Consider the following 21,315-nt stretch of genomic DNA (forward strand, 5'->3'; position numbering starts at 1 on the left):
AACAATGACGCAGTGGCCAATGCGGCGACGCCGGGTACCGGTGTGGGCAGCACCGTGGCCGGGGCAAACGCCAGTGCAACAGCAGACAACGCGGTGGCAGTGGGCTCAAATGCGGCGGCAACCGGCGTCAACTCGACGGCGATCGGCTCCGGCTCGCAGGCTGGCAATGCGAACTCGGTGGCGTTGGGTCAGGGTTCGGTGACGGATCGCGATAACTCGGTATCGGTGGGTTCGGCGGGTAACGAACGCCAGATCACCAACGTCGCAGCGGGTACGGCGGACACGGACGCAGTCAACGTCGGTCAGATGAACAGCTCGGTCGCACAAGGCGTTCAGCAGGCCAACAACTACACCGATCAGCGTATCAACGCGACCAACCAGGCGGTCAACAATCTGGCCAGGAACGCCTACTCGGGAATCGCCGCAGCCACCGCGCTGACGATGATTCCGGAAGTCGATCAAGGCAAGAAAGTGTCGTTCGGTATCGGGGCAGCGACCTACAACGGTTATCAAGCTATCGCACTGGGCGGTACGGCTCGCATCAAGAACAACATCAAGGTGAAAGCGGGTGTCGGCATGTCTGCCGGTGGCACGACTGCCGGGATCGGTGCCTCGTATCAGTGGTAAGCAGTTGGCGGGAAGGGACATGTGTGCCCTTTCCCGCTTCTTCACGAGCCCAGGCTTCTCTCGTGGGCACAAAGTGGTAATTGAAATGCCCTTCTACAACCTGCCGTGGCGACTTGCCGTGCCTCGGGATAGCGTTGCAGCGATCGGGCTCCAGCGGTCGAGTTGATTCGGACAGGGGAAGTGAGTTGCACGCGGCAACTCAATTGTTCTCAGCCTGGAGTTGCCGGATGCGCTGCTGATCCGCTCTCAGCGGTTTGCCCTCTCCGGGACCGCCAGCATGCTCAGCGTCGTACCGAGCCGCGCAGCGCGGCACGGCTGCCTTAGCAAAGTCCAACGAGCCGAGGTCTTCTGCTGAATGTCAAGGCTGGCCTGGCAGTCAACGCGGTTCAGAAATATTTGACATCAAGACCGCCGCGACGCAAGGCAGGCATGCGTTCAGCGCAGGATCGCTTCCTGTGTTCATTCGGTGGAGGGAGGACTGTCCGATGTTTTCTGCGACGAAGTCACCATTCCATTTTCCAACGCATATCGAAACAGATCGATTTCTCGTTCGATACCGAGTTTTTCCATCGCCTTCGACTTCTGGGTACTGATGGTCTTCTTGCTGCGACTCAAGCGTTCGGCAATCTCGTTCACTGTCAGGCCAGACGCAAGGAGACGTACAACTTCGGATTCGCGCTGGCTCAAGACGTCCGAGGAGCCCCTGCCACGCCGGTTCCAGTCGATCGACTGGACGATCTCGTTGATTGTCGGCGAATAGTACTTGCCGCCGTGATGCACGGCATGAACGGCGGGGATAAGGTGGGTGGCAGCATCGGACTTGCTCACGACGCACGTTACACCTTGCATCACGAGCGCACGTACTACCGCCGGATTGTCCAGCATCGTTAGAACGACGATCTTGAGGTCAGGGTACCGGCGCTTGATCAGCGAAAACAGAGCAATTCCATCGCCGTATTCGCCTGCAGGCATCGCGTAATCGGATACGAGAACGTCGCATGGCTTGCTGTTGAGAAGCGCGATCAGTTCAGTCGAGTTTCTCGCTGTCCCGACCAGCTGGATCGTGCTCACCTCCGCAAACTCGTGTTCGATACCAATCAGCATCATGGGGTGGTCATCAGCGAGTATGACCCGAATCTCGGAAGCGGCCATATTGTCAACTTGATTGAAATAGGACATCACTATGATAGTCACCTGAAGGTGCGAATGCTCAACGGGTATACCTTCACGTTATGCGATCCCTCGCTTATTGCAGCCAAATATGTAAGGCTTTTAACTCATTACGTCGCCGTATGGACTTTAAATTTTCCTGCAACACGCGCGACGCGACCGCTCCCACCTTTTTGTGTCGCCAGCTATCGCCCCATTCGTAGTAGTGCCTTCGCCCGTATCGTTAAATACCGATATATGATTCGTCCTGTAGCGATGCAATTGCGCGCACGCCGCCCGGCGTGCCGGTTGTCGAATCACCTGAACCCATCCCATGACCCCTGATTTCGACGCGATCCACAAAGCACTGGCCAACCCGGTTCGCCGGGAGATTCTCGGTTGGCTGCGCGAGCCGCACGCGCATTTCGCCGATCAGGAACTGCCGCTCGATCACGGCGTGTGCGCGGGCAAGATCGACGCGCGCTGCGGCCTGTCGCAGTCCACCGTGTCGGCGCACCTGGCCGCGTTACAGCGCGCGGGGCTCGTCACGTCGAAACGGGTCGGTCAATGGGTGTTTTTCAAACGCAACGAGCCCGTCATTCAGGCGTTCCTCGAATACATGAACACGAAGCTCTGAGCGCCGCATTCGCATCGCCGCGTTTCCTTTTTCACGCAGTTTTTTTTGAGGCTCGGGTCCTGCCCGCCGCCAAAGGTGAACTCTCATGCCCACTCTTTTCGATCCGCTGCAAATTGGCGATATCACGCTACCCAACCGCATCATCATGGCGCCGCTCACGCGCCAGCGCGCCGAGGAAATCCGCGTGCCGAACACGCTGATGGCACGCTATTACGCCGAGCGCGCGAGCGCCGGCCTGATCCTCAGCGAAGCGACGTCGGTCACGCCGCAAGGCGTCGGCTACGCGGAAACACCGGGCATCTGGTCGCAGGAGCAGGTCGAGGGCTGGAAGCTCGTCACGCAAGCCGTGCACGACGCGGGTGGCAAGATCTTCCTGCAGCTGTGGCACGTCGGCCGCATTTCGGACCCGGTGTTCCTGAACGGCGAGCTGCCGGTCGCGCCAAGCGCGATCGCGGCGGGCGGTCATGTGAGCCTCGTGCGTCCTGAGCGTCCGTTCGTGACGCCGCGCGCGCTCGAGCCCGATGAAATCGCCAGTGTGGTCGAAGCGTTCCGCAAGGGCGCGGAAAACGCGAAGGCCGCGGGCTTCGACGGCGTCGAAGTGCACGGCGCGAACGGCTATCTGCTCGACCAGTTCCTGCAGGACAGCACCAACAGGCGTACCGATGCTTACGGCGGCCCGATCGAAAACCGCGCGCGTCTGCTGCTCGAAGTCACCGACGCGTGCATCAGCGTGTGGGGCGCGAACCGCGTCGGCGTGCATCTCGCGCCTCGCCGCGACGCGCACACGATGGGCGACTCCGACCCGGCCGCAACGTTCGGTTATGTCGCGCGCGAACTCGGCAAGCGCAAGATCGCATTTATCGCGGCACGTGAAGCGCTCGGCGACGACCGCCTCGGCCCGCAGTTGAAGCAAGCGTTCGGCGGCCCGTACATCGCGAACGAGAAATTCACGAAGGAAACCGCGCAACATGTGCTCGACGCCGGCGAAGCGGATGCGGTGGCCTGGGGCCAGCTGTACATCGCGAATCCGGATCTGGTGCGCCGCTTCGCTGAAGATGCGCCGCTAAACAAGCCGGTTCCGGCGACGTACTATGCGCGCGGCGAACTCGGCTACACCGATTACCCGGCGCTGGAAACGGTGTAATCGGCAGTGACAGCGGACTCATGTCCGCTGTATGGAATTGCAACGCAGAGCGGCGGGCGTGACTGAATTTGAGTCACGCCCGCCGCTTTTTGTGCGCTAGACAAGATCGCGTCGCATGAACACCCGTTTCGATTCATCGTGCCCGCGCGCGATATGCGCGTCGCGCCGCGCGAGCAACGCCGCGTCGAGTTCCGACATGTCGAGGTCGCGAAATCCGAGCCGCCGATAGTACGGCGCGTTCCACGGCACGTCGCGATACGTCGACAGCACGAGTTGCGTCAGTTGCCGCATGCGCGCGATTCGCGCGACCTCGTCGATCAATGCCGCGCCGATGCGTCTGCCCGCGTGCGAGGTCAGCACGTCGATCTCCTGAACGTAAATGCGCGCAGGCTGCGGCTCGAACATCACGAAGCCTGCGCAGGCCGCGTGTTCGTCGAGCGCAATGATGATCTCGCGCGCCTGGATCTTGCGCTCGACGATCTCGCGTGCCATAGGCGGCGCATCGGCAATGCCGGTCATGCCGACGCTGACGAAACGCAGACCCGCTTCGAATTCGATCGCGCGAATCGTTTCGGCATCGTGCGGCGCGGCAAAACGGAAGGTGATCGCGCAGTCGTGCAGCATGGCGTTGCATCTGATGAGGACCGTCCGAGTTTGACATCGGCGCCGCGACCTCGACAAGCGGCAAACGACATAAACTCGCGCAAGCGTCCTCCCCGCACGCTCACGGGACTACACTCATCACATCCGAACGCCACCCGAGCCCCACACCGACATGAATTTAATGAATGTGCTGCAGATCGCGCTGCACCTCGACCAGCATCTGAGCGCGCTGATCGTGCAATTCGGCACGGCAATCTACGCACTGCTGTTCGTCGTCGTGTTCGTCGAATACGGCTTTCTGCCGCTGTTCTTCCTGCCCGGCGATCCGCTGATTTTCATCTGCGGCGCGCTCGCGGCCACCGGCGCATTGAACGTGTGGATCATCGCGCCCGTGCTGTTCGTCGCGACGGTGGCCGGCAGCATCGTCGGGTATGCGATCGGCCACGTGGTCGGCGACAAGGTCTACACCCGCAACTACTACTGGCTCAATCGCGATGCGCTGCGCCGCGCGCACGTCTTCAGCGAGACGCGCGGCCGCCTGACCTTCCTGTTGTCGCCGTACATCGCCGTGGTGCGCACGTTCGCGCCGTTCGCCGCGGGCGTGTCGCGCATGACGTTCTCGCGCTTCGTCGCGTTCGTCACCGCGGGTGCGGCGCTGTGGGTCGTCTCGCTGATCGCGGCCGGCTATCTGTTCGGCAACGTGCCGGTGGTGCGCGAGCATCTGAGTTCGCTCGTACTGCTGGGCCTCGCACTAGGCGGCGCGATGCTGGTCGGCGGCGCGGTATGGCGCTTTTTCACCCGGCGGATGCGGGCGCGTTGAGGCCACCGCGTCGGTGCCCGGACGTACGGCCCCCCGACGCTTTAAAACTTGACCCGGGCGAGATATAAAGGCGATCGGCTCCGTCACCGGCGCCTTGCTCGCCGCGCGCCGCGCGCGTCCCACGATGGGGCTGCTGCTCGGCGCCGGCGCGATGTTCGGCATCGGCTGCACGGCGGCCGCGCTGATGCCGAACTACGTGCTGTTCGGGATCGTGCTGGTCGCGATCGGCGTGTCGACGCAGACCTTCACCACCTCGACCAATAGCCTCGTGCAACTGACGACCGAGCCCGCGATGCGCGGCCGCGTAATCGCGATTCTGCTCGCGATCGCGCTCGGCGGCACACCGCTCGGCGCGCCGGTAGTCGGCTGGGTCGCCGACCGTTTCGGCCCGCGCTGGGCGCTCGGCGTCGGCGCGGCATCGGGCTTCGGCGCGGCGCTCGTCGGTCTTGTCTATCTGATGCGATACCGGCAACTGCGCTTCTATCGCGAAGGCTGGCGCCTGCGCTACAGCATCGAAGACCCGCGTCCCGTTACGGCCACGGTCATTCCCGACTCCGTCACGACGGTTCAGCGCAGCGAGCCGGACGAGGCGGAAGAGGATACGGCTTCGAGCGTGTGAGCGCCGCGGCACGGCAACCAGCGCATACCGCCCACACGTCAACCCCTTGCTGGGAAACCCGATGCGGATCATTTGGGCAATGGCCGCCGGTTTGCAGCCCGATTGAATCCAATGCCCGGGACACCGTGGCCGTGGCTCACCCATTCAGGAAAATCCTGGCTTGCGCGACGCCCGTTTAAAGACGCCAATGATCCAGCCATAGACGCTGACAAAAACATTTCCCATCAGGAGACGTCATGCAAACGAACGCATCGGCAAGTAGCGGGCATCGCTCACAGACGCGCAAGGCAACCGCCAGCGGCTGGATCGGCTCCGCACTCGAGTACTACGATTTCTTCATCTACGCGCAGGCCGCCGCGCTGATCTTTCCCCAGCTGTTCTTTCCTTCCGGCAACCCCAGGATCGCGATCGTCGCATCGCTTGCCACCTACGGCGTCGGCTACGTCGCGCGGCCGATCGGTGCACTCGTACTCGGTCACTGGGGCGATACGCACGGGCGCAAGAACGTCCTCCTCGTCTGCATGTTCCTGATGGGTGTGTCGACGATGGCAGTCGGTCTGCTGCCGACCTATCAGCAGATCGGCTTTCTCGCGCCGGTGCTGCTCGTCGTGCTGCGGCTGATCCAGGGCTTCGCGGTCGCCGGGGAAATCTCGGGCGCCAGCTCGATGATCCTCGAACACGCGCCCTTCGGGCGACGCGGCTATTACGCGAGCTTTACGCTGCAAGGCGTGCAGGCCGGTCAGATTCTCGCCGCCGCAATATTCCTGCCGCTCGCCTATTTCATGGACGACAACTCGTTCAACTCGTGGGGCTGGCGCATTCCGTTCCTGCTCAGTTCGGTCGTGCTGATCGCCGGCTACATCATCCGCCGCGAAGTCGAGGAAACGCCCGCGTTCGCCAAGGAAGACGCGAGCGGCGCCGTGCCGCGCTCGCCGATCATCGAAGCGTTCAAGTACAACTGGGACGACATGCTGCGCGTCGTGCTGTGCTCGCTGATGAACGTGATCCCGGTCGTCGCGACGATTTTCGGCGCGGCCTACGCGGTGCAGCCGTCATACGGCATCGGCTTTTCGAAGAGCCTGTATCTGTGGATCCCGGTGATCGGCAACATCGTCGCGGTGCTCGTGATTCCGTACGTGGGCAATCTGTCCGACCGGATCGGGCGGCGTCTGCCGATCATCGCCGGCTCGCTCGGTGCGGGGCTGCTTTCTTTCGCGTATCTGTACGCGATCAGCATCCGCAACGTGCCGCTCGCGATGGTGATGTCGATCCTGATGTGGGGCGTCATCTATCAAGGCTACAACGCGATCTTCCCGAGCTTCTACCCGGAACTGTTCCCAACGCGTTCGCGCGTGTCCGCGATGGCAATCGGCCAGAACATCGGCACGACGATCACCGCGCTGCTGCCTGCCCTGTTCGCCTACGTCGCGCCGCCGGGATCGCACAACGTGCCGTTGACGATCGGCGCGATCACGTTCGCGATCACGATCGTCTGCGCGATCGCCGCATGGAGCGCGCGTGAGAACTTCCGTGTGCGGCTCAGCGACCTCGGCGAAAAGAACGTCGTGCCGATCGACAAGCTCAGCTACGACGCAATGCGCGCGCAGAGCATGGCCGAAGCGAAAAAGGCAGCTGCCTGAGCCCGCTGCGCGCGTACAGCCCGATCATGGTGTGCGCGGCAACCTGATCGCGCGGCGGTGTCGGCGCACGGCTAGCGCCACGTTTCGGTCAGCTCGTTCGCCAGCACCATCTTCTGGCGGACCACCTCGGTGAAGGCCGCGTCGATGCCCGCCTGCGCCTTCAGAAATTTCAGCGCGGCGGAGTGCACGGCGCGCAGCGCTCCGCCGTCGATGCCCGTCATGCGCGCCGCGCTGCGTCGCGTTTCAACGACCAGATCGCGCGCACTCGTGAAGTCGGGCGACAAGTCGCATTGCGCGTCGAACGCGGCGCGCAAACCGGTGGCGTAATCGCGCGACTCGCCGAGCCGGTCCATATCGATCAGCAGATCCACGCCCTCGCCCATGCGCAGCGCGCAGAGGATCCACAAAACGATGAACGCGCGATACGCGTTATCGCTGTCCACCGTGCGCGCGAATTGCTCGCACGCGACTGCATACGCGTCATCCGCCATCGACGGCAGCGGCGGCAAACGCACGCCGCACACGCCGATCGCTTCGCGCACCAACGGGTCCATCTGATTCAGACCGAGCACGCGAAACGGCGCGGCGACAAAAAACGCATTGCTCCATTGCTGCCGCAGCAGCCAACCCGACGCGAACTGCGACGCGGGATTGCGCAGCACGCCCACGTGCAACGCCTGCCCGAACGCGCGCTTCAGCCACGGCAGACGGCCGCCCGTGCGGCAAAACTTGAAGACCGGAACGCGGCCTTGCTCGATCGTGGGTTCGCTCAACGCGCGCAGATACGCCTGCAATGAGGAGAATGTCGCATCGGGCTCGCGCGTAAAGCGATCGATGCTGAAGCGCCTGTCGTAACCCGCCACGCCGCGCGCCTCTTCACGCAGAAACGGCCGGTATTCGTCGAAGTACGGCGCGGCGAGCGGCGGGTGTCCCGAGGTCAAGCTTGGACGCGAGGCGGGCACATCGGCGGGTTTGAGATCCGCGAGCACGTTGCTAAGCGGTTCGTAGAAACCGGCCGCGCGCTCGAGTTCGCGCAGCCGCGACCACACCCACGTGCCCGCGCTGCGCCAGCCCGTGTGCAGAAACACCGCCTGTTTCAGCGGACTGTTGGGCGCGGAGTCGCTCGCGGACGAGTCATGGGGCAACGGCATGGGACTTCTCTTCCAAGGTTCGAATCAATAGACCGGAAGCGCCACTCTACCCTGTGATCGATCCGGACGCATTATGCTGCGAGATTCCACGCTCCCCGTGTTGCACCCACCTTGCACTCATGAACGATTCGGCCGATATCCGCTTCCTGCTCACGCTGCGCGCAAGCGGCAGCCTGATCGCCGCCGCGCGACGACTCGCGCTGTCACCGTCGGCGGTCACGCAGCGCCTGCAGCAACTTGAAAAGAAGCTCGGCGCGCAGCTCGTGAACCGCAGCGCGCGCCGCCTGCAATTTACCGACGAAGGCCTGCTGCTGTGCGAGCGCGGCGCCGAGCTGATCGAGCGGTTCGACGCGTTGTTCGACGATCTGCAGACTCGCCGCGGCGGCCTCGTCGGCACGCTGAAGATCAATGCGCCACTCGGTTTCGGGCGACGTCATCTGGCGCCGCTGATCGGCGAGTTTCAGCAGCAGAACCCCGATATCGACGTCGCGCTGACGCTATCCGACCGGCCGTTGACCGAAACGCTCGAGCGCTTCGATATCGTCGTGCATATCGGCGAGCTGCCGCTGTCGAACCTGGTCGGCTATACGATCGCGCCGAACGCGCGCTTCGTCTGCGCGGCGCCCGCGCTCGTCAAGCGAATCGGCGAACCCGAATCGCCGGATGCGTTGAGCCGGCTGCCGTGCATCGTACTGCGCGAAAACAACGAGGACGTGTCGCTGTGGCAGTTCAGCAAGGGCCGCACGCGCCGCAGCGTGCGCGTGTCCGCGCATCTGAGCTGCAACGACGGCGACGTGATCCGCCAATGGGCCTGCGAGGGGCGAGGCGTGATTCTGCGCTCCGAATGGGACGTCGCCGACGACCTCGCGAAGGGCAAACTCGTGCGCCTGCTGCCGGGCTGGAAAACGCCGGACGCGAACGTGATCGCGCTCACGCACCAGCGCGCAGGGCTGCCCGCGCGCACTCGCCATTTCATGCAGTATTTGCAAGGCCGCTTCAGGCCGTCGCCACCGTGGCGGCGATGATTCAGTTGGCCTGAATCCAAGAATCAACCTGCCTGAATGCGGACGCATCACCGCGGACCTATAATCGATTCATCGTCAACAGCCGGCTCACGGGCAATCATGACTGCTGCCGCTCATTGCACCGACGCCCCAGCCTACCCCGACGCGGTCCTGTTCGATCTGCTAACCGCCCTGCTCGATTCGTGGACCTCATGGAACCGCGCGGCAGGCTCCGACGAAGCAGGCCGCGCATGGCGTGCCGCGTATCTGCGTCTAACGTACGGCTGCGGCCGCTATGTTCGCTACGAACAACTGGTGCGCGAGGCCGCCGCGCAAGTCGGTTTACCCGAATCGGCCGCGAGCGCGCTCGAAGCGAACTGGCTGGACCTGACGCCGTGGCCCGGCGCGCTCGACGCGCTGCGCGCGCTCGCACCGCACTGCAAGCTCGCGGTCGTCACCAACTGCTCGACACGGCTCGGCTCGCAGGCCGCGGCGTTGTTGCCGGTGCGCTGGGACGCGACCGTGACCGCCGAGGAAGCGGGCGTCTACAAACCGGACCCGCAACCGTACCGCCTCGCGCTCGACAAACTCGGCGTCGCGCCGCAGCGCGCCGCGTTCGTCGCCGGATCGAGCTATGACATGTTCGGCACCGCGGCCGTCGGTTTGCGGACCTACTGGCACAACCACGTCGGCCTGCCGCTCGTCGCGGGAGCGCAGCCGCCCGAGGTCGAAGCGGCATCGCTCGACCAGTTAGTGCCGTGGCTCGCAGGCTTCGGCCGCGATCGTCGGCACCGAATCCCTCAACCTCACCTCGCTCCTCAGGTGCAAGCATGAAACTCGAACAGATCGAAACCCCGGCCGCGTTGATCGATGTCGCGCGGATGCAGAAGAACATCGCGCGGATGCAGGCGAAGATGAATACGCTCGGCGTCGCGTTCCGGCCGCATGTGAAGACCACCAAGTGCCTCGACGTCGTGCGCGCGCAGATCGCCGCCGGCGCGCGCGGCATCACGGTGTCGACGCTGAAGGAAGCCGAAGCGTTCTTCGCGGCCGGCATCGGCGACATCCTGTACGCCGTCAGCATGGTCCCGGCGAAGCTGCCGCGCGCGCTCGCGCTGCGCCGCCAGGGCTGCGATCTGAAGCTCGTGGTCGACAATCCGACTGCCGCCGCGGCGATTGCCGCGTTCGGCGATCAGCACGGCGAATCGTTCGAGGTCTCGATCGAAGTCGATACCGACGGACATCGCTCGGGTATCCAGCCCGAACAGCAGACGCTGCTCGACGTCGGGCGGATTCTGCACGAGAACGGCGTGAAGGTCGGCGGCGTGATGACCCATGCGGGTTCGAGCTATGAGTTGAATACGCCCGAAGCGCTCGCCGCGCTCGCGGAGCAGGAACGCGCGGGCTGCGTGCGCGCCGCCGAACGATTGCGCGAGGCGGGCATCGCGTGCCCGGCCGTTAGCGTCGGCTCGACGCCAACGGCGCTCGCCGCGCGGTATCTCGAAGGCGCCACCGAGGTGCGAGCCGGCGTCTACGTGCTGTTCGATCTGGTCATGCACAACGTGGGCGTCTGCATGCTCGACGACATCGCGCTCAGCGTACTGACAACCGTGATCGGTCATCAGGAAGACAAGGGCTGGGCGATTCTCGACGCGGGCTGGATGGCGCTAAGCCGCGATCGCAGCACGTCGCGGCAGTCGCATGATTTCGGCTATGGGCAGCCGTGTCTGCTCAACGGCACGTTGCTGCCCGGTTATGTCATCAGCGGCGCCAACCAGGAGCATGGGATTCTTGCGGCGGCTCGGGGCGATCCGCAAGCCGACGCACAGATCGAGGACATCACACAGCACTTTCCCATCGGTATGAAACTGCGCATCCTGCCGAACCACGCGTGCGCGACCGGCGCGCAGTTCCCCGAGTATCACGCGGTGGCGCCGGACGGCAGCAGCGTCGAGTGGCAGCGGTTTTACGGCTGGTAGTCAGCGCGTCACTCATCCTCTTCCGACAACCCCGCCAGCAGATCGTCGAGCTCGCGATAGTGCGCGTCGAGACCCTTCGAAATCACGCGCACCAGTTCGACGCTCGTGTCCGTCAGCGACCGTGGTCGTGCCGGATAAGACGCCCGGCGTCGAGGCCGGCGACGGCGCCGCCTTCTACTTCCCCTACTCCCCCGCCGGCCAAGGCAACCCACGCGCCGACCAATCCAGCTCGACCCCCATCACACAGCGCCCGCTCGCCAGCTGCACGGCCAGTGTCACCGCGATGCACGGCCGGCCGCTCGCGAGCGAAAGATACGGATTGCCGGTGATCGCCTCGCCGGGCAGCAGCACCGCATTGCGGAAGTACGGCCGATGATCCCAGCGCGCATCGCGCGGATTCGCGACCGGCTGCAGCGACGCGGCGTCCTTGACCCAGGCCGGTCCGCGCACCTCGTGATCGATCTGCCGGCCGGTGTCGTCGAGAATGAAGCAACTGATGCAGCGCCCAAAGGTGGCGAGCACTGCGAACGCGTCGTCCATCACGACACCGGTGCGCAAGCGGTCGGCTGCGCGCAGCAGTTCGAGCCGATACGGCTCCACTTCGGATTCGAACAGCGCATGCTGATGCGCGCGGCCTTGCGCGATCACGTCGAACGCTTCGTCGATCTGGCGATGCACCGACTCGGGCGGCGCGATCTCGACAGCAGGCCGGCCGAGCAGATAGCCCTGCGCGAAATCGACATTCGATTCGACGGCGAGAATCAGCTCCTCGGTCGTCTCGACACCTTCGACGACCACCAGCATCCCCGCCTGATGCAGCAGCGACACGAGCTTCGGCAGGATCGGCTGCTGCGTGCCGTGCGTGGTCGAGCGAATCAGCTCGCCGTCGAGCTTCACGATGTCCGGCCGGATCCGCAGCAGCCGGTCGAGATTCGACTGGCCCGCGCCGAAGTCGTCGACTGCGATCAGGAAGCCGTGCTGGCGATAGCCCGCCGCCGCACGCGACATGTCGTCGACGCTGCCGCCATGCGATTCGAGGATCTCCAGAATCACGCGTTCGGGTTCGAGCCCCGCGGCGCGCACGATCTTCGTCAACTGGTCGGCGTAGCCGTCAGCGATGAAGGTGGCCGGCAGGATGTTCAGGAACAGCCACGCATCGCCGGGCAGCGCGCGATGCGCGTTGCCGAGATGCACCGCGTGGCTCGCGCGGTCGAGCGCGCCTTCGTCGCTCGACGGCTTCGGCGCGAACATCACGACCGGCGGCACCAGCGTGCCGTCGTCCTGCTCGCCGCGCAGCAGCGCCTCGAAACCGACCTGCTTCTGATGCGACAGGCTGTAGAGCGGCTGGAAGTGCGAGATCAGATAGAAGTCTTCCCAGCGATAACGCGCCGCGCCCGCGCTCGGGTCGTGGTCCGCGGCGCGTGGCGCGAACATATCGTCGAACGGTGGCTGCAGCGCGTCGAACGGTGGCGCGCGCTCCGCACAGACACGGTTGCGGCCCGTCAGCTTCGCGCGCAGCAACGCTTCGTCCGCGCGATCGAGCAGCACCATGAAGGTTTCGCCGGGCCGGTGCTCGGCGACGCCGAAGCTCGCGGTCAGACAGCCGTCCGGCCGTTCGATCGCGGCGATATCGACGCGCAGCCGCTCGGCGAGTTGCAGCGCGCCGGCGAGATCGTCCTCCAGCAGCAACGCGAACTCCTCGCCGCCGATGCGGCTCACGCTATGGTAAAGCGCGGCCGCGTCTTTCAACACCTGCGCGACCTGGAACAGCGCCTGGTCGCCGACCGCATGGCCGAAGCGGTCATTGAGTGACTTGAAGCTGTCGATGTCGACAAAGATCGCGCTGATCCGCGCGCCCGGCGCTAGCGTCGCGAGGCGCCCCTCCGCGTGCTTGACGAAGGCGCGGCGGTTTTGCAGGCCGGTCAGCGGATCGGTCGCGGCGAGCTGCGCGAGCTGGGTCTCGAGCAGAAAGTGATTGTGCCGGAAACGGTAGAAGCCGAAATGGAACACCACCGCAGTCGGCGCGCCGATCGCGATGACCCACGTCCATACAGCCGCGTCGACCTCAGGCGAATGCGTTTTGCCGAGCAGCAGCGCGATGGCCACCGCGTAGAACAATGCGCTCCCGGTGAAGAAATGCATGGGCGTGAGCCACAGCGGCGCCGCGCAGATCGGTATCACGACGAGCGCGGGCAATAGCCACGTCAGCGGATCGGCGAGGCCGCGCGCATTCAACACGAGCCCGCCGACGAGCACCAGCATGTATGCGACGCCGATCGCGCCGAACCACGCCGTCGACTTCGTGCGCGGGATCGCCAGCACCAGCAGCGCGAGCACGAGCGCGCACAGCAGCCGGTAGCCGAGCGGCGCGGGCGGGGCGCCGACCAGCTCGCGCGCCGTGACCATGCACAGGAACGCGATCACCGTGAAGCCCATCGTCACGAGGGAAAGCGGCCGCTGAAGGTCGAGCGAGCGCCGGTGAAAGCGCTCGCGCATGGTCGGCCGAGGCAGGGGCTGCGTCGGGATGGCTGACATAGAAGGCTGATCGATCACGCTGGGTTTCCGGTCACTCCGCCAATGGTTATCGGCCTAGGTTCGACAAACATTTAGGTCTAACGTAAGACGACGTATGACGCCGATGTTTCAATTTATTTGATGCAGCGCAAATTTCGCATTGACGTGTCTCCAATGCGCATCACTAAACGTAAAGCTTGCCACCGCAAAGTGGCTAAAAGTTAATGTCTTAAGTAGACTTCCGACGATGTGTGCCCCACACACTAGACAAATCGGTAGAAATGACATAAACGGCGCGCGATTGCCGAACTACTCCGATATCGAATGGCTGTCACGTTCGCGCCTGAGCGGCGGCAGCGACCACTTCCGGAAAACATGGTCCCAATTCTCAACTATCTGCTCGATCGCCAAATTTCGCCGCAATGGCGCGGCATGCTGAGCGCACTGGCGAGCGAGTTCGAAGCGCAAATCGGACGCGACGAGCTGCGTCAGCTCATGCATCGCGTCGGCAGCCGTTTCGCGCTCGCGCATCCGCTGCCCGCCTGCGCGTCGACGGCCGAACTCGAGCAGGCGTTGAATTCCTACTGGCATCAGATGGATTGGGGTTACGTCGCACTCGCCGATGAGGTCGAGTCGCTGCGCATCATTCACTATTGCGCGCCGCTGCCCGCGTTCGGCGAATCGGCGCTCGCGTGGACGCCGGCGTTTCTCGAAGGCGCCTACCAGACGTGGTTGAGCGCGTTGGGCGCGCAGGGCTTGTCGGTGGTGCAGACGCGCGCTTTCGGCGAGGACAGCTCGCTCGAATTCCGCCTCGGCCGCCATCCCGCCTGACCGACGGCGGCTCCGCACGCATCGGTGCGTGCGACTCATCGGCACGACTCCAGATGCACGACGCGCGAACGACATACCAGCTTCAAGGTAGTGCGCTGTAACGCAAGAAACGTGCGACGGTCATACGGCCGCCACACGGAATCAGGGACGGCAGTCCAAATACACGGTATGCAACAGACGACGGCATCATGAGTTCATCGAGCGACATCGAAAAACTATTCGAGCAATTCGGCGGCAACGCCAACGCGTACCAGGAGATCGGCCGCGAAAACGACGCGCGCAGCGCGCGCACTCGTTGGCCGCTGCTCGTGACGCTCGATCTGACGCAACCGGCCATTCCGGCAATCGGCCAGCTTCGCGAAGCGACAGCGCAGCCGCCGGTGAGCGTGGCGTCACGGCCCGGCGTCCAGCAGGACACGACACCGAAAGACATCGCATCGGTGACGCGCGCGAAGGCGCCGCTGTTCGCGCGCCCGCACCGGCGTGACATTCCACCGGTGCCGGTGGCTGCCGCCCAGCCGGCGACGCCGAGCGGCGCGTCGCGCTTCAGTTCGGCCGATGCACTCGACGCGGCCGCCCCGCGCGCGGCGGCGGGCGTCGCGCCGTCGGGCATGGCTGCCGCGTCGGATGTTCGGGTTGCGCCGGTTGCGCCGGTTGCGCCGGTTGCGCCGGTTGCGCCGGTTGCACCGGTTGCCGCGGCGCCGATGGTACCGGTGACCCCGCCTGCGGTGCCGCCCGCAAGCTTCCCGGCCGCGTTCCAGTTCCGCGCGCCGGCCCCATCGATGCAAGCGCTGCAGGCCACGCAACCCTATACGGCCCAGCCCGCGAAACCGGCCCAACTGCCGTCGATCCTCGGCAAGATGTTTGCCGTGCAGACTCCGATTGCGCCGCCGCAAGCGACCGCGACCGCGCCCGCGCCCCAGACCGCGTCGCTGAACTCGGTGTTCGATCGTCTGCGCGGCACGCCCGCCCAACGCACGCAGGCACCCGCCGGCGCCGTGCGCGACGGCTTCGCCTCGTGGCTCACCAACGGCCCGCGTCGCTGATGAAAGTCATTGCCGTGGTGTCCGCCAAAGGCGGGGTCGGCAAGACCACCCTCGCCGCCAATCTCGCCTCCGTGCTCGCCAGCAGCGGCCGGCGCGTAATCGCACTCGATCTCGATCCGCAGAACGCCCTGCGTCTGCACTTCGGCGTGCCGCTCGACAGCATCGACGGCCTGTCGCGCGCGACACTCTCTGGCAACCCGTGGCAAACGGTGATGTTCGACGGCCTCGACGGCGTGACCGTGCTGCCTTACGGTGCGCTGCTGGAGGACGACCGCCGCCGCTTCGAGGCACATGTCGACCAGCATCCGCAATGGCTCGCGCAGTCGCTGCAGCACCTGCGGCTCGACCCGTCCGACATCGTGATCGTCGACACGCCGCCCGGCTCGTCGGCCTACGTGCGAACCGCGCTGAGCGCGGCCACCTTCGCGCTGAACGTCGTGCTCGCCGACGCCGCGTCGTACGCCGCGATCCCGCAGATGGAGCGGCTGATCGAAACCTACGCCGCGCCGCGCGCGGACTTCGGCGGCGTCGGCTATGTGGTCAACCAGATCGACCAGTCGCGCCAACTGACCAAGGACGTGCTGAAGGTGCTGCGCCAGATGCTCGCCGGCAAAGTGTTCCCCGGCGTGATCCATCTCGACGAAGGCGTCAGCGAGGCGCTTGCCTGCGACGCCACGTTGATCCATTACGATCCACTGAGCCAGGCCGCTGCCGATTTCCGCGCATGCGGCGCATGGCTGATGGCGGCGCTCGACGCGATCGCCGCCCAGCCAAGGAACGTCGCATGAGCAGTCCAGCCTCCTCGCGCGAGCCCGAGGGCGGCGAGCCGTCGCGGTTCCAACGCTTCATCGACGCCAGCTTCTGGAACAGCCGCATCGTCACCGGCCTCGTCACGCTGATCGCGCTGTACATGCTGTATTTCGTGTTCTCGGTGCCGCTCCAGTTCTATCAACAGCTGAGCTTCGCGACCTTGTGCTTCGTGCTCGCGCTGCTGTTTCGCCGGCTGCCCGGCCGCTACGCGACGATGGTGATGATCATGCTGTCGATCGTCGCGTCGGGCCGCTACATGTACTGGCGCCTGACCGAAACGACGTACTGGGAGCATCCGCTCGACGCCGCCTGGGGTCTGCTGCTGGTGTCCGCCGAACTCTACTCGACGATCGTGCTGCTGCTCGGCTACTTCCAGACCGCGTGGCCGCTCAAGCGCAAGCCGCTGCCGCTGCCCGCCAATCGCGACGAATGGCCTAGCGTCGACGTGTTCATCCCGACCTACAACGAGCCGCTCGCCGTCGTGAAGCCGACCGTCTACGCGGCGCTCGCGCTCGACTACCCGGCCGACAAAATATCGATCCACGTGCTCGACGACGGCCGCCGCCCCGAGTTCAAGGCGTTCTGCAAAGAAGTCGGCGTGAACTGGACGATCCGCACGCACAATCGCCACGCGAAGGCCGGCAACATCAACGAGGCGCTGAAGATCACGAGCGGCGAGTACCTCGCAATCTTCGACTGCGATCACATTCCGACCCGCTCGTTCCTGCAGATCGGCCTCGGCTGGTTCCTGCGCGACAAGCTGCTGTCGATGCTGCAGACGCCGCACCACTTCTTCTCCGCCGACCCGTTCGAGCGCAACCTCGGCACCTTCCGAAAGGTGCCGAACGAAGGCGAGCTGTTCTACGGCCTCGTGCAGGACGGCAACGATCTGTGGAACGCGACGTTTTTCTGCGGCTCGTGCGCGCTGCTGCGCCGGAGCATGGTCGAAGAGATCGGCGGCATTGCGGTGGAGACCGTGACCGAGGACGCGCACACCGCGTTGAAGCTGCACCGCCTCGGCTACACCACCGCGTATCTGGCGATTCCGCAGGCCGCCGGCCTCGCGACCGAAAGCCTGTCGGGCCACATCGGCCAGCGCATTCGCTGGGCGCGCGGCATGACGCAGATTTTCCGCATCGACAATCCGCTCACCGGCAAGGGGCTGAAGATCGGCCAGCGCCTGTGCTATCTGAACGCGATGATGCATTTCTTCTACGGCGTGCCGCGTCTCGTGTTCCTGACCGCGCCGCTGTCGTATCTGTTCTTCGGCGCGCATGTGATCGAAGCGGCCGCCAGCATGATCGCGATTTACGCGCTGCCGCACATGATGCACGCAAGCATCACGAACTCTCGGATGCAGCGCCTGTTCCGCCATTCGTTCTGGGCCGAGGTCTATGAGTCGGTGCTCGCGTCGTACATCACCGCGCCGACGCTGCTCGCGATGATCAACCCGAAGCTCGGCAAGTTCAACGTGACGGCCAAGGGCGGCGTGATCGAGAAGAGCTACTTCGACTGGTCGATCTCGCGGCCGTATCTGTTCCTGCTGCTGCTGAACCTGCTCGGTTTCCTCGCGGGTCTCGTGCACATCTACATGAACTGGCACGTGCGCAGCATCGTCGAGACCACGCTGCTCAATCTCGCGTGGACCGGCTACAACATGCTGATCCTCGGCGCGAGCGTGGCCGCCGCGAGCGAGCGCCGTCAGATCCGCGCGGTGCCGCGCGTCGCGATGAAGATGCCCGTGATGCTGAAGTTCTCGACCGGCCGCACGCTCGCGTGCGAAACGATCGACTACTCGGAAGGCGGCGTCGGTGTCGCGCTGCCCAGCACCATCGAAGTGCCGATGCACGAGCGCGTGAGCGTGTCGCTGTTCCGCGGCGACGAGGAGTACGCGTTCCCCGCCACCGTCAGCTTTACCGAGCCGGGACGCGTGGGGCTGCGCTTTTCGTCGATGTCGCGCGACCAGGAGTACGAGTTCGTGAAGACCACCTTCGCGCGCGCGGACGCGTGGACCGGCTGGGCCGAGGGGCGCGAGCACGACACCCCGCTGCGCGGTCTGTCGCACGTACTGAAGGTCGGCGCGCGCGGCATCGCGGGTCTGTTCGAGCATCTGTACGACGACTTGCGCGGTTCGGCCAGGAGCCGTCCAGCGAACCTCAAGAAGCTGAAAACGAAAGACTGATCTATGGGCGACAGGATGGCGAAGGACAATATCGAACGCCCGGCTCACGGGCGCAACAGCACTGGACCCCAATCGCGCTGGTTTGCCCGCCACGGCTCGTGGCGCTCGCGGCGAATCATGCGCGGCGTCGCCTGCTGGCTCGCGCTGCAGACCGCGCTGGCGTCGTTCGCGCCGCTGGCCGGAGCAGCCACCCCGGCAGCCACCCCGGCGGCCACCGCCGGCGCGCCGCAAACCGCGCAAGTCGCGACCGGTGTCGGCAACGTGCCCGCGCCGAGCGCGGCGGTGCCGTTCGATCCGAACGCGATCTCCCAAGGCCCGCTCGCCACGCCGACGCCCGCGCTGGCGACCTCGTCGGTGAAGGCGCTCGGCATGCGCACGCCGACCACCGCCGAGCCTGGCACGCTGGTGCCGGGCCGCCGCCGTCAGATGCTGACGTTCGCCGACTTCGGCGCGCTCGATCCGCTGCAATTGCGCGGTGTCGACGGCCAGAACGGCATCGCGTTCTCGGTGCGCGGCGACGAGGTCGTGACCGGCGCGACGCTGCATCTGATCTACAGCTACTCGCCCGCACTGCTGGCGAATCTGTCGCAACTGAAGGTGCTGGTCAACGGCGAAGTCGCGGCGACGCTGCCGCTGCCGCACGAGCAGGCAGGCATGCTGGTCGCGCGCGACATCACGATCGATCCGCGCTTCATCACCGACTTCAACCACCTGAACCTGCAGCTGATCGGCCATTACACGACGGCCTGCGAAGACCCCGCGCACTCGTCGCTGTGGGCAACCATCAGCAATGCAAGTTCGCTCGACCTGACCTACTCTTCGCTCGCGACGAAGGCGGAGCTGGCCGCGCTGCCGCAGCCGTTCTTCGACCGCCGCGACGTGCGCCGGCTCGAACTGCCGTTCGTGTTCGCGCAGAAGCCGGGCAACGGCACGCTCGAAGCGGCCGGCATCGTCGCGTCGTGGTTCGGCTCGCTCGCCGGCTATCGCGGCGCGGTGTTTCCCGCCCAGTTCGACGACGCGCCGCTGTCGGGCAACGCGGTCGTGTTCGCGACGAGCGACCAGCACCCGGCCGGCGTGACGATTCCCGAGATCACCGGGCCGACCATCGCGGTGGTCGCGCGCGACGCGAACGCGCGCGGCAAGCTGCTGCTCGTGCTCGGCCGCAACGAGGCCGAGCTGAAGACCGCCGCGAAGTCGCTCGGTCTCGGCCATAGCGCGCTGTCCGGCGCGAGCGCGACGATCACGTCGCTGAACGAGATCACGCCGCGCGTGCCGTACGACGCGCCGAACTGGCTGCCGACCAACCGCGCCGTGCGCTTCGGCGAGCTCGCCGATCCGAAAGACCTGACCGTGTTCGGCTACGACGCCGACGCGGTGCGCATCAACATGCGGGTGCCGCCCGATCTGTTCATGTGGCACACGCTCGGCGCGCCGATCGATCTGCGCTACCGCTACACGGTGCGGCCGGCGCGCGATCGCTCGTCGCTGAACATCAGCGTGAACAACGGCTTCGTGCAGGCGCTGCCGATTCCGGCGCGGGTTGCGTCGGTGTTCGAGCTGAGCCGCTACTTCAACCTCATCATGCCCGACGGCACCGCCGACGCGCGCCGCAACATCCGCATCCCGCCGCTGCTGATGACGCCGCGCACGCAGCTGCGCCTGCACTTCTATTACGACATCCCGAACACCGGCGAATGCGCGGGCCGCCTGCCGCAGAACGTGGTCGGCGCGATCGATCCGAACTCGACGATCGACCTGTCGTCGTTCCCGCACTACATGGCGCTGCCCGATCTGGCCGCGTTCGCCAATAGCGGCTTCCCGTTCACGCGGATGGCGGACCTCTCCGAGACCGCCGTCGTGCTGCCGGACGACGCCAATGCGAGCGACTACAGCCTGTATCTACTGACGATGGGCCGCATGGGCGAATCGACCGGCTACCCGGTCGCGGGCGTCAGCGTCACTCATGCGGCGGACATCGATCGCTTCGCGGAGAAGGACCTGCTGATGTTCGGCGCGCCCGGCAAGCAGCCGCTGCTGCAGCGCTGGTCGAAGTCGATGCCGTTCTCCAGCGACGGCGCCGCGCACATGTTCCAGCTCACCGACCTCGTGTTCAAGCTGCAAGACTGGTGGCACGGCGAGCGCGGCGTCGAGCGCACGCCCGCGCGCGCCGATCTGACGATGGTCAGCTCGAACGGCGCGGCCCTGCTGACCGGCTTCGAGTCGCCGCTGCACATAGGCCGCAGCGCGGTTGCGCTGATCAGCGCGGCCGGCCCGTCGGACGCCGATCTGTCCGCCGCGCTGCTCGACGCCGACGTGCTGCCGAAGATTCAAGGCGCGATGGCCGTGATCCACGGCCGCGACGTCACCATCACGTCGAACGGCACCGCCTACTATGTCGGCCGCCTGTCGCCGCAGGAGTATCTGCGCTGGGCGCTGTCGTCGCATCCGCTGCTGCTGTTGCTCGGCGGCGTGCTCGCCGCGCTGATCCTCGCGGGCTTGTGCTACCGGACGCTGCGCGCGATCGCCGCGCGTCGACTGAAGGACTGATGGAACGGATAT

17 protein-coding genes and 2 pseudogenes are annotated in these 21,315 nt (G+C 65.3%); 14 read left to right on the plus strand and 5 right to left on the minus strand.

From position 1 onward, the window contains the following. On the plus strand, positions 1-627 hold a 627-nt coding region (locus F6X42_RS21525), incomplete at its 5' end, for a YadA family autotransporter adhesin (protein ID WP_222945667.1). 459 nt (positions 628-1,086) lie between these two features. On the opposite strand, the gene F6X42_RS21530 is transcribed toward F6X42_RS21525, so the two are convergent. Continuing rightward, a complete protein-coding gene (locus F6X42_RS21530; RefSeq protein ID WP_187636132.1) occupies positions 1,087-1,806 on the minus strand; it encodes a response regulator in 720 nt (239 codons plus the stop codon). A gap of 304 nt (positions 1,807-2,110) precedes the next feature. Between F6X42_RS21530 and F6X42_RS21535 the strand changes: the two genes are divergently transcribed. Both F6X42_RS21535 and F6X42_RS21540 read left to right on the plus strand, forming a co-directional pair. Then, on the plus strand, positions 2,111-2,413 hold the full coding sequence (locus F6X42_RS21535; RefSeq protein WP_187636133.1) for an ArsR/SmtB family transcription factor: 303 nt from the start codon (positions 2,111-2,113) through the stop codon (positions 2,411-2,413). An 85-nt stretch (positions 2,414-2,498) separates the two neighbouring features. After that, positions 2,499-3,557: an alkene reductase gene (locus F6X42_RS21540; RefSeq protein WP_187636134.1), complete on the plus strand. Its 1,059-nt coding sequence runs from the start codon at positions 2,499-2,501 to the stop codon at positions 3,555-3,557. A gap of 96 nt (positions 3,558-3,653) precedes the next feature. On the opposite strand, the gene F6X42_RS21545 is transcribed toward F6X42_RS21540, so the two are convergent. After that, positions 3,654-4,181: a GNAT family N-acetyltransferase gene (locus F6X42_RS21545; RefSeq protein ID WP_187636135.1), complete on the minus strand. Its 528-nt coding sequence runs from the start codon at positions 4,179-4,181 to the stop codon at positions 3,654-3,656. 151 nt (positions 4,182-4,332) lie between these two features. Between F6X42_RS21545 and F6X42_RS21550 the strand changes: the two genes are divergently transcribed. From F6X42_RS21550 to F6X42_RS21560, 3 genes and pseudogenes are all read left to right on the plus strand, one after another. After that, entirely contained in the window at positions 4,333-4,980 is a 648-nt protein-coding gene (locus F6X42_RS21550; RefSeq protein ID WP_187636136.1) for a VTT domain-containing protein, read from the plus strand. Between the two features lie 70 nt (positions 4,981-5,050). Next, a pseudogene (locus F6X42_RS21555) lies at positions 5,051-5,599 on the plus strand (MFS transporter); the annotation flags it as partial. A 236-nt stretch (positions 5,600-5,835) separates the two neighbouring features. Continuing rightward, positions 5,836-7,239, plus strand: a complete 1,404-nt coding sequence (locus F6X42_RS21560) for an MFS transporter (protein WP_187636137.1) — start codon at positions 5,836-5,838, stop codon at positions 7,237-7,239. Positions 7,240-7,310: 71 nt separating this feature from the next. Here the strand turns inward: F6X42_RS21560 and F6X42_RS21565 are convergent, their stop codons facing one another. After that, the gene (locus tag F6X42_RS21565) at positions 7,311-8,390 is read right to left on the minus strand and encodes a hypothetical protein (RefSeq protein WP_187636138.1); all 1,080 of its coding nucleotides are present in this window, start codon (positions 8,388-8,390) and stop codon (positions 7,311-7,313) included. 119 nt (positions 8,391-8,509) lie between these two features. On the opposite strand from F6X42_RS21565, the gene F6X42_RS21570 reads away from it, so the two are divergent. From F6X42_RS21570 to F6X42_RS21580, 3 genes are all read left to right on the plus strand, one after another. Next, positions 8,510-9,415: a LysR substrate-binding domain-containing protein gene (locus F6X42_RS21570; RefSeq protein WP_187636139.1), complete on the plus strand. Its 906-nt coding sequence runs from the start codon at positions 8,510-8,512 to the stop codon at positions 9,413-9,415. Positions 9,416-9,514: 99 nt separating this feature from the next. Continuing rightward, the gene (locus tag F6X42_RS21575; RefSeq protein WP_187636140.1) at positions 9,515-10,228 is read left to right on the plus strand and encodes an HAD family hydrolase; all 714 of its coding nucleotides are present in this window, start codon (positions 9,515-9,517) and stop codon (positions 10,226-10,228) included. Then, a complete protein-coding gene (locus F6X42_RS21580) occupies positions 10,225-11,373 on the plus strand; it encodes a DSD1 family PLP-dependent enzyme (protein ID WP_187636141.1) in 1,149 nt (382 codons plus the stop codon). Before F6X42_RS21575 ends, F6X42_RS21580 begins: the two co-directional genes overlap by 4 nt. Positions 11,374-11,381: 8 nt before the next feature. Here the strand turns inward: F6X42_RS21580 and F6X42_RS45945 are convergent. Together F6X42_RS45945 and F6X42_RS21585 are read right to left on the minus strand one after the other, a co-directional pair. Beyond that, positions 11,382-11,492 (minus strand): annotated as a pseudogene (locus F6X42_RS45945) (homoprotocatechuate degradation operon regulator HpaR); the annotation flags it as partial. Between the two features lie 64 nt (positions 11,493-11,556). Then, positions 11,557-13,908, minus strand: a complete 2,352-nt coding sequence (locus tag F6X42_RS21585; RefSeq protein ID WP_187636142.1) for a bifunctional diguanylate cyclase/phosphodiesterase — start codon at positions 13,906-13,908, stop codon at positions 11,557-11,559. A 354-nt stretch (positions 13,909-14,262) separates the two neighbouring features. Between F6X42_RS21585 and bcsD the strand changes: the two genes are divergently transcribed. From bcsD to bcsB, 5 genes are all read left to right on the plus strand, one after another. Beyond that, a complete protein-coding gene (gene bcsD / locus F6X42_RS21590) occupies positions 14,263-14,718 on the plus strand; it encodes a cellulose biosynthesis protein BcsD (RefSeq protein ID WP_187636143.1) in 456 nt (151 codons plus the stop codon). Between the two features lie 188 nt (positions 14,719-14,906). Further along, positions 14,907-15,764 carry a cellulose biosynthesis protein BcsP gene (bcsP, locus tag F6X42_RS45315; RefSeq protein ID WP_187636144.1) on the plus strand — a complete coding sequence of 286 codons (858 nt, stop codon included), beginning with the start codon at positions 14,907-14,909 and terminating at the stop codon, positions 15,762-15,764. Then, positions 15,764-16,552, plus strand: coding sequence for a cellulose biosynthesis protein BcsQ (bcsQ, locus tag F6X42_RS21600; protein WP_187636145.1), 789 nt, complete (start codon positions 15,764-15,766; stop codon positions 16,550-16,552). Before bcsP ends, bcsQ begins: the two co-directional genes overlap by 1 nt. Beyond that, positions 16,549-18,756, plus strand: a complete 2,208-nt coding sequence (gene bcsA / locus F6X42_RS21605; RefSeq protein ID WP_187636146.1) for a UDP-forming cellulose synthase catalytic subunit — start codon at positions 16,549-16,551, stop codon at positions 18,754-18,756. The genes bcsQ and bcsA overlap by 4 nt, the downstream gene beginning before the upstream one ends. 3 nt (positions 18,757-18,759) lie before the next feature. Continuing rightward, the gene (bcsB, locus tag F6X42_RS21610; protein ID WP_187636147.1) at positions 18,760-21,303 is read left to right on the plus strand and encodes a cellulose biosynthesis cyclic di-GMP-binding regulatory protein BcsB; all 2,544 of its coding nucleotides are present in this window, start codon (positions 18,760-18,762) and stop codon (positions 21,301-21,303) included. The last annotated feature ends 12 nt before the right edge of the window (positions 21,304-21,315 follow it).

The sequence above is a fragment of the Paraburkholderia podalyriae genome, from assembly GCF_014397785.1.
In the GTDB taxonomy this organism is placed as follows: domain Bacteria; phylum Pseudomonadota; class Gammaproteobacteria; order Burkholderiales; family Burkholderiaceae; genus Paraburkholderia; species Paraburkholderia podalyriae.

Coding starts and splice junctions, on each gene's coding strand:
- F6X42_RS21530 (WP_187636132.1), bottom strand. CDS start 1,806: ATGTCCTATTTCAATCAAGTTGACAATATGGCCGCTTCCGAGATTCGG.
- F6X42_RS21535 (WP_187636133.1), top strand. CDS start 2,111: ATGACCCCTGATTTCGACGCGATCCACAAAGCACTGGCCAACCCGGTT.
- F6X42_RS21540 (WP_187636134.1), top strand. CDS start 2,499: ATGCCCACTCTTTTCGATCCGCTGCAAATTGGCGATATCACGCTACCC.
- F6X42_RS21545 (WP_187636135.1), bottom strand. CDS start 4,181: ATGCTGCACGACTGCGCGATCACCTTCCGTTTTGCCGCGCCGCACGAT.
- F6X42_RS21550 (WP_187636136.1), top strand. CDS start 4,333: ATGAATTTAATGAATGTGCTGCAGATCGCGCTGCACCTCGACCAGCAT.
- F6X42_RS21560 (WP_187636137.1), top strand. CDS start 5,836: ATGCAAACGAACGCATCGGCAAGTAGCGGGCATCGCTCACAGACGCGC.
- F6X42_RS21565 (WP_187636138.1), bottom strand. CDS start 8,390: ATGCCGTTGCCCCATGACTCGTCCGCGAGCGACTCCGCGCCCAACAGT.
- F6X42_RS21570 (WP_187636139.1), top strand. CDS start 8,510: ATGAACGATTCGGCCGATATCCGCTTCCTGCTCACGCTGCGCGCAAGC.
- F6X42_RS21575 (WP_187636140.1), top strand. CDS start 9,515: ATGACTGCTGCCGCTCATTGCACCGACGCCCCAGCCTACCCCGACGCG.
- F6X42_RS21580 (WP_187636141.1), top strand. CDS start 10,225: ATGAAACTCGAACAGATCGAAACCCCGGCCGCGTTGATCGATGTCGCG.
- F6X42_RS21585 (WP_187636142.1), bottom strand. CDS start 13,908: ATGTCAGCCATCCCGACGCAGCCCCTGCCTCGGCCGACCATGCGCGAG.
- bcsD (WP_187636143.1), top strand. CDS start 14,263: ATGGTCCCAATTCTCAACTATCTGCTCGATCGCCAAATTTCGCCGCAA.
- bcsP (WP_187636144.1), top strand. CDS start 14,907: ATGAGTTCATCGAGCGACATCGAAAAACTATTCGAGCAATTCGGCGGC.
- bcsQ (WP_187636145.1), top strand. CDS start 15,764: ATGAAAGTCATTGCCGTGGTGTCCGCCAAAGGCGGGGTCGGCAAGACC.
- bcsA (WP_187636146.1), top strand. CDS start 16,549: ATGAGCAGTCCAGCCTCCTCGCGCGAGCCCGAGGGCGGCGAGCCGTCG.
- bcsB (WP_187636147.1), top strand. CDS start 18,760: ATGGGCGACAGGATGGCGAAGGACAATATCGAACGCCCGGCTCACGGG.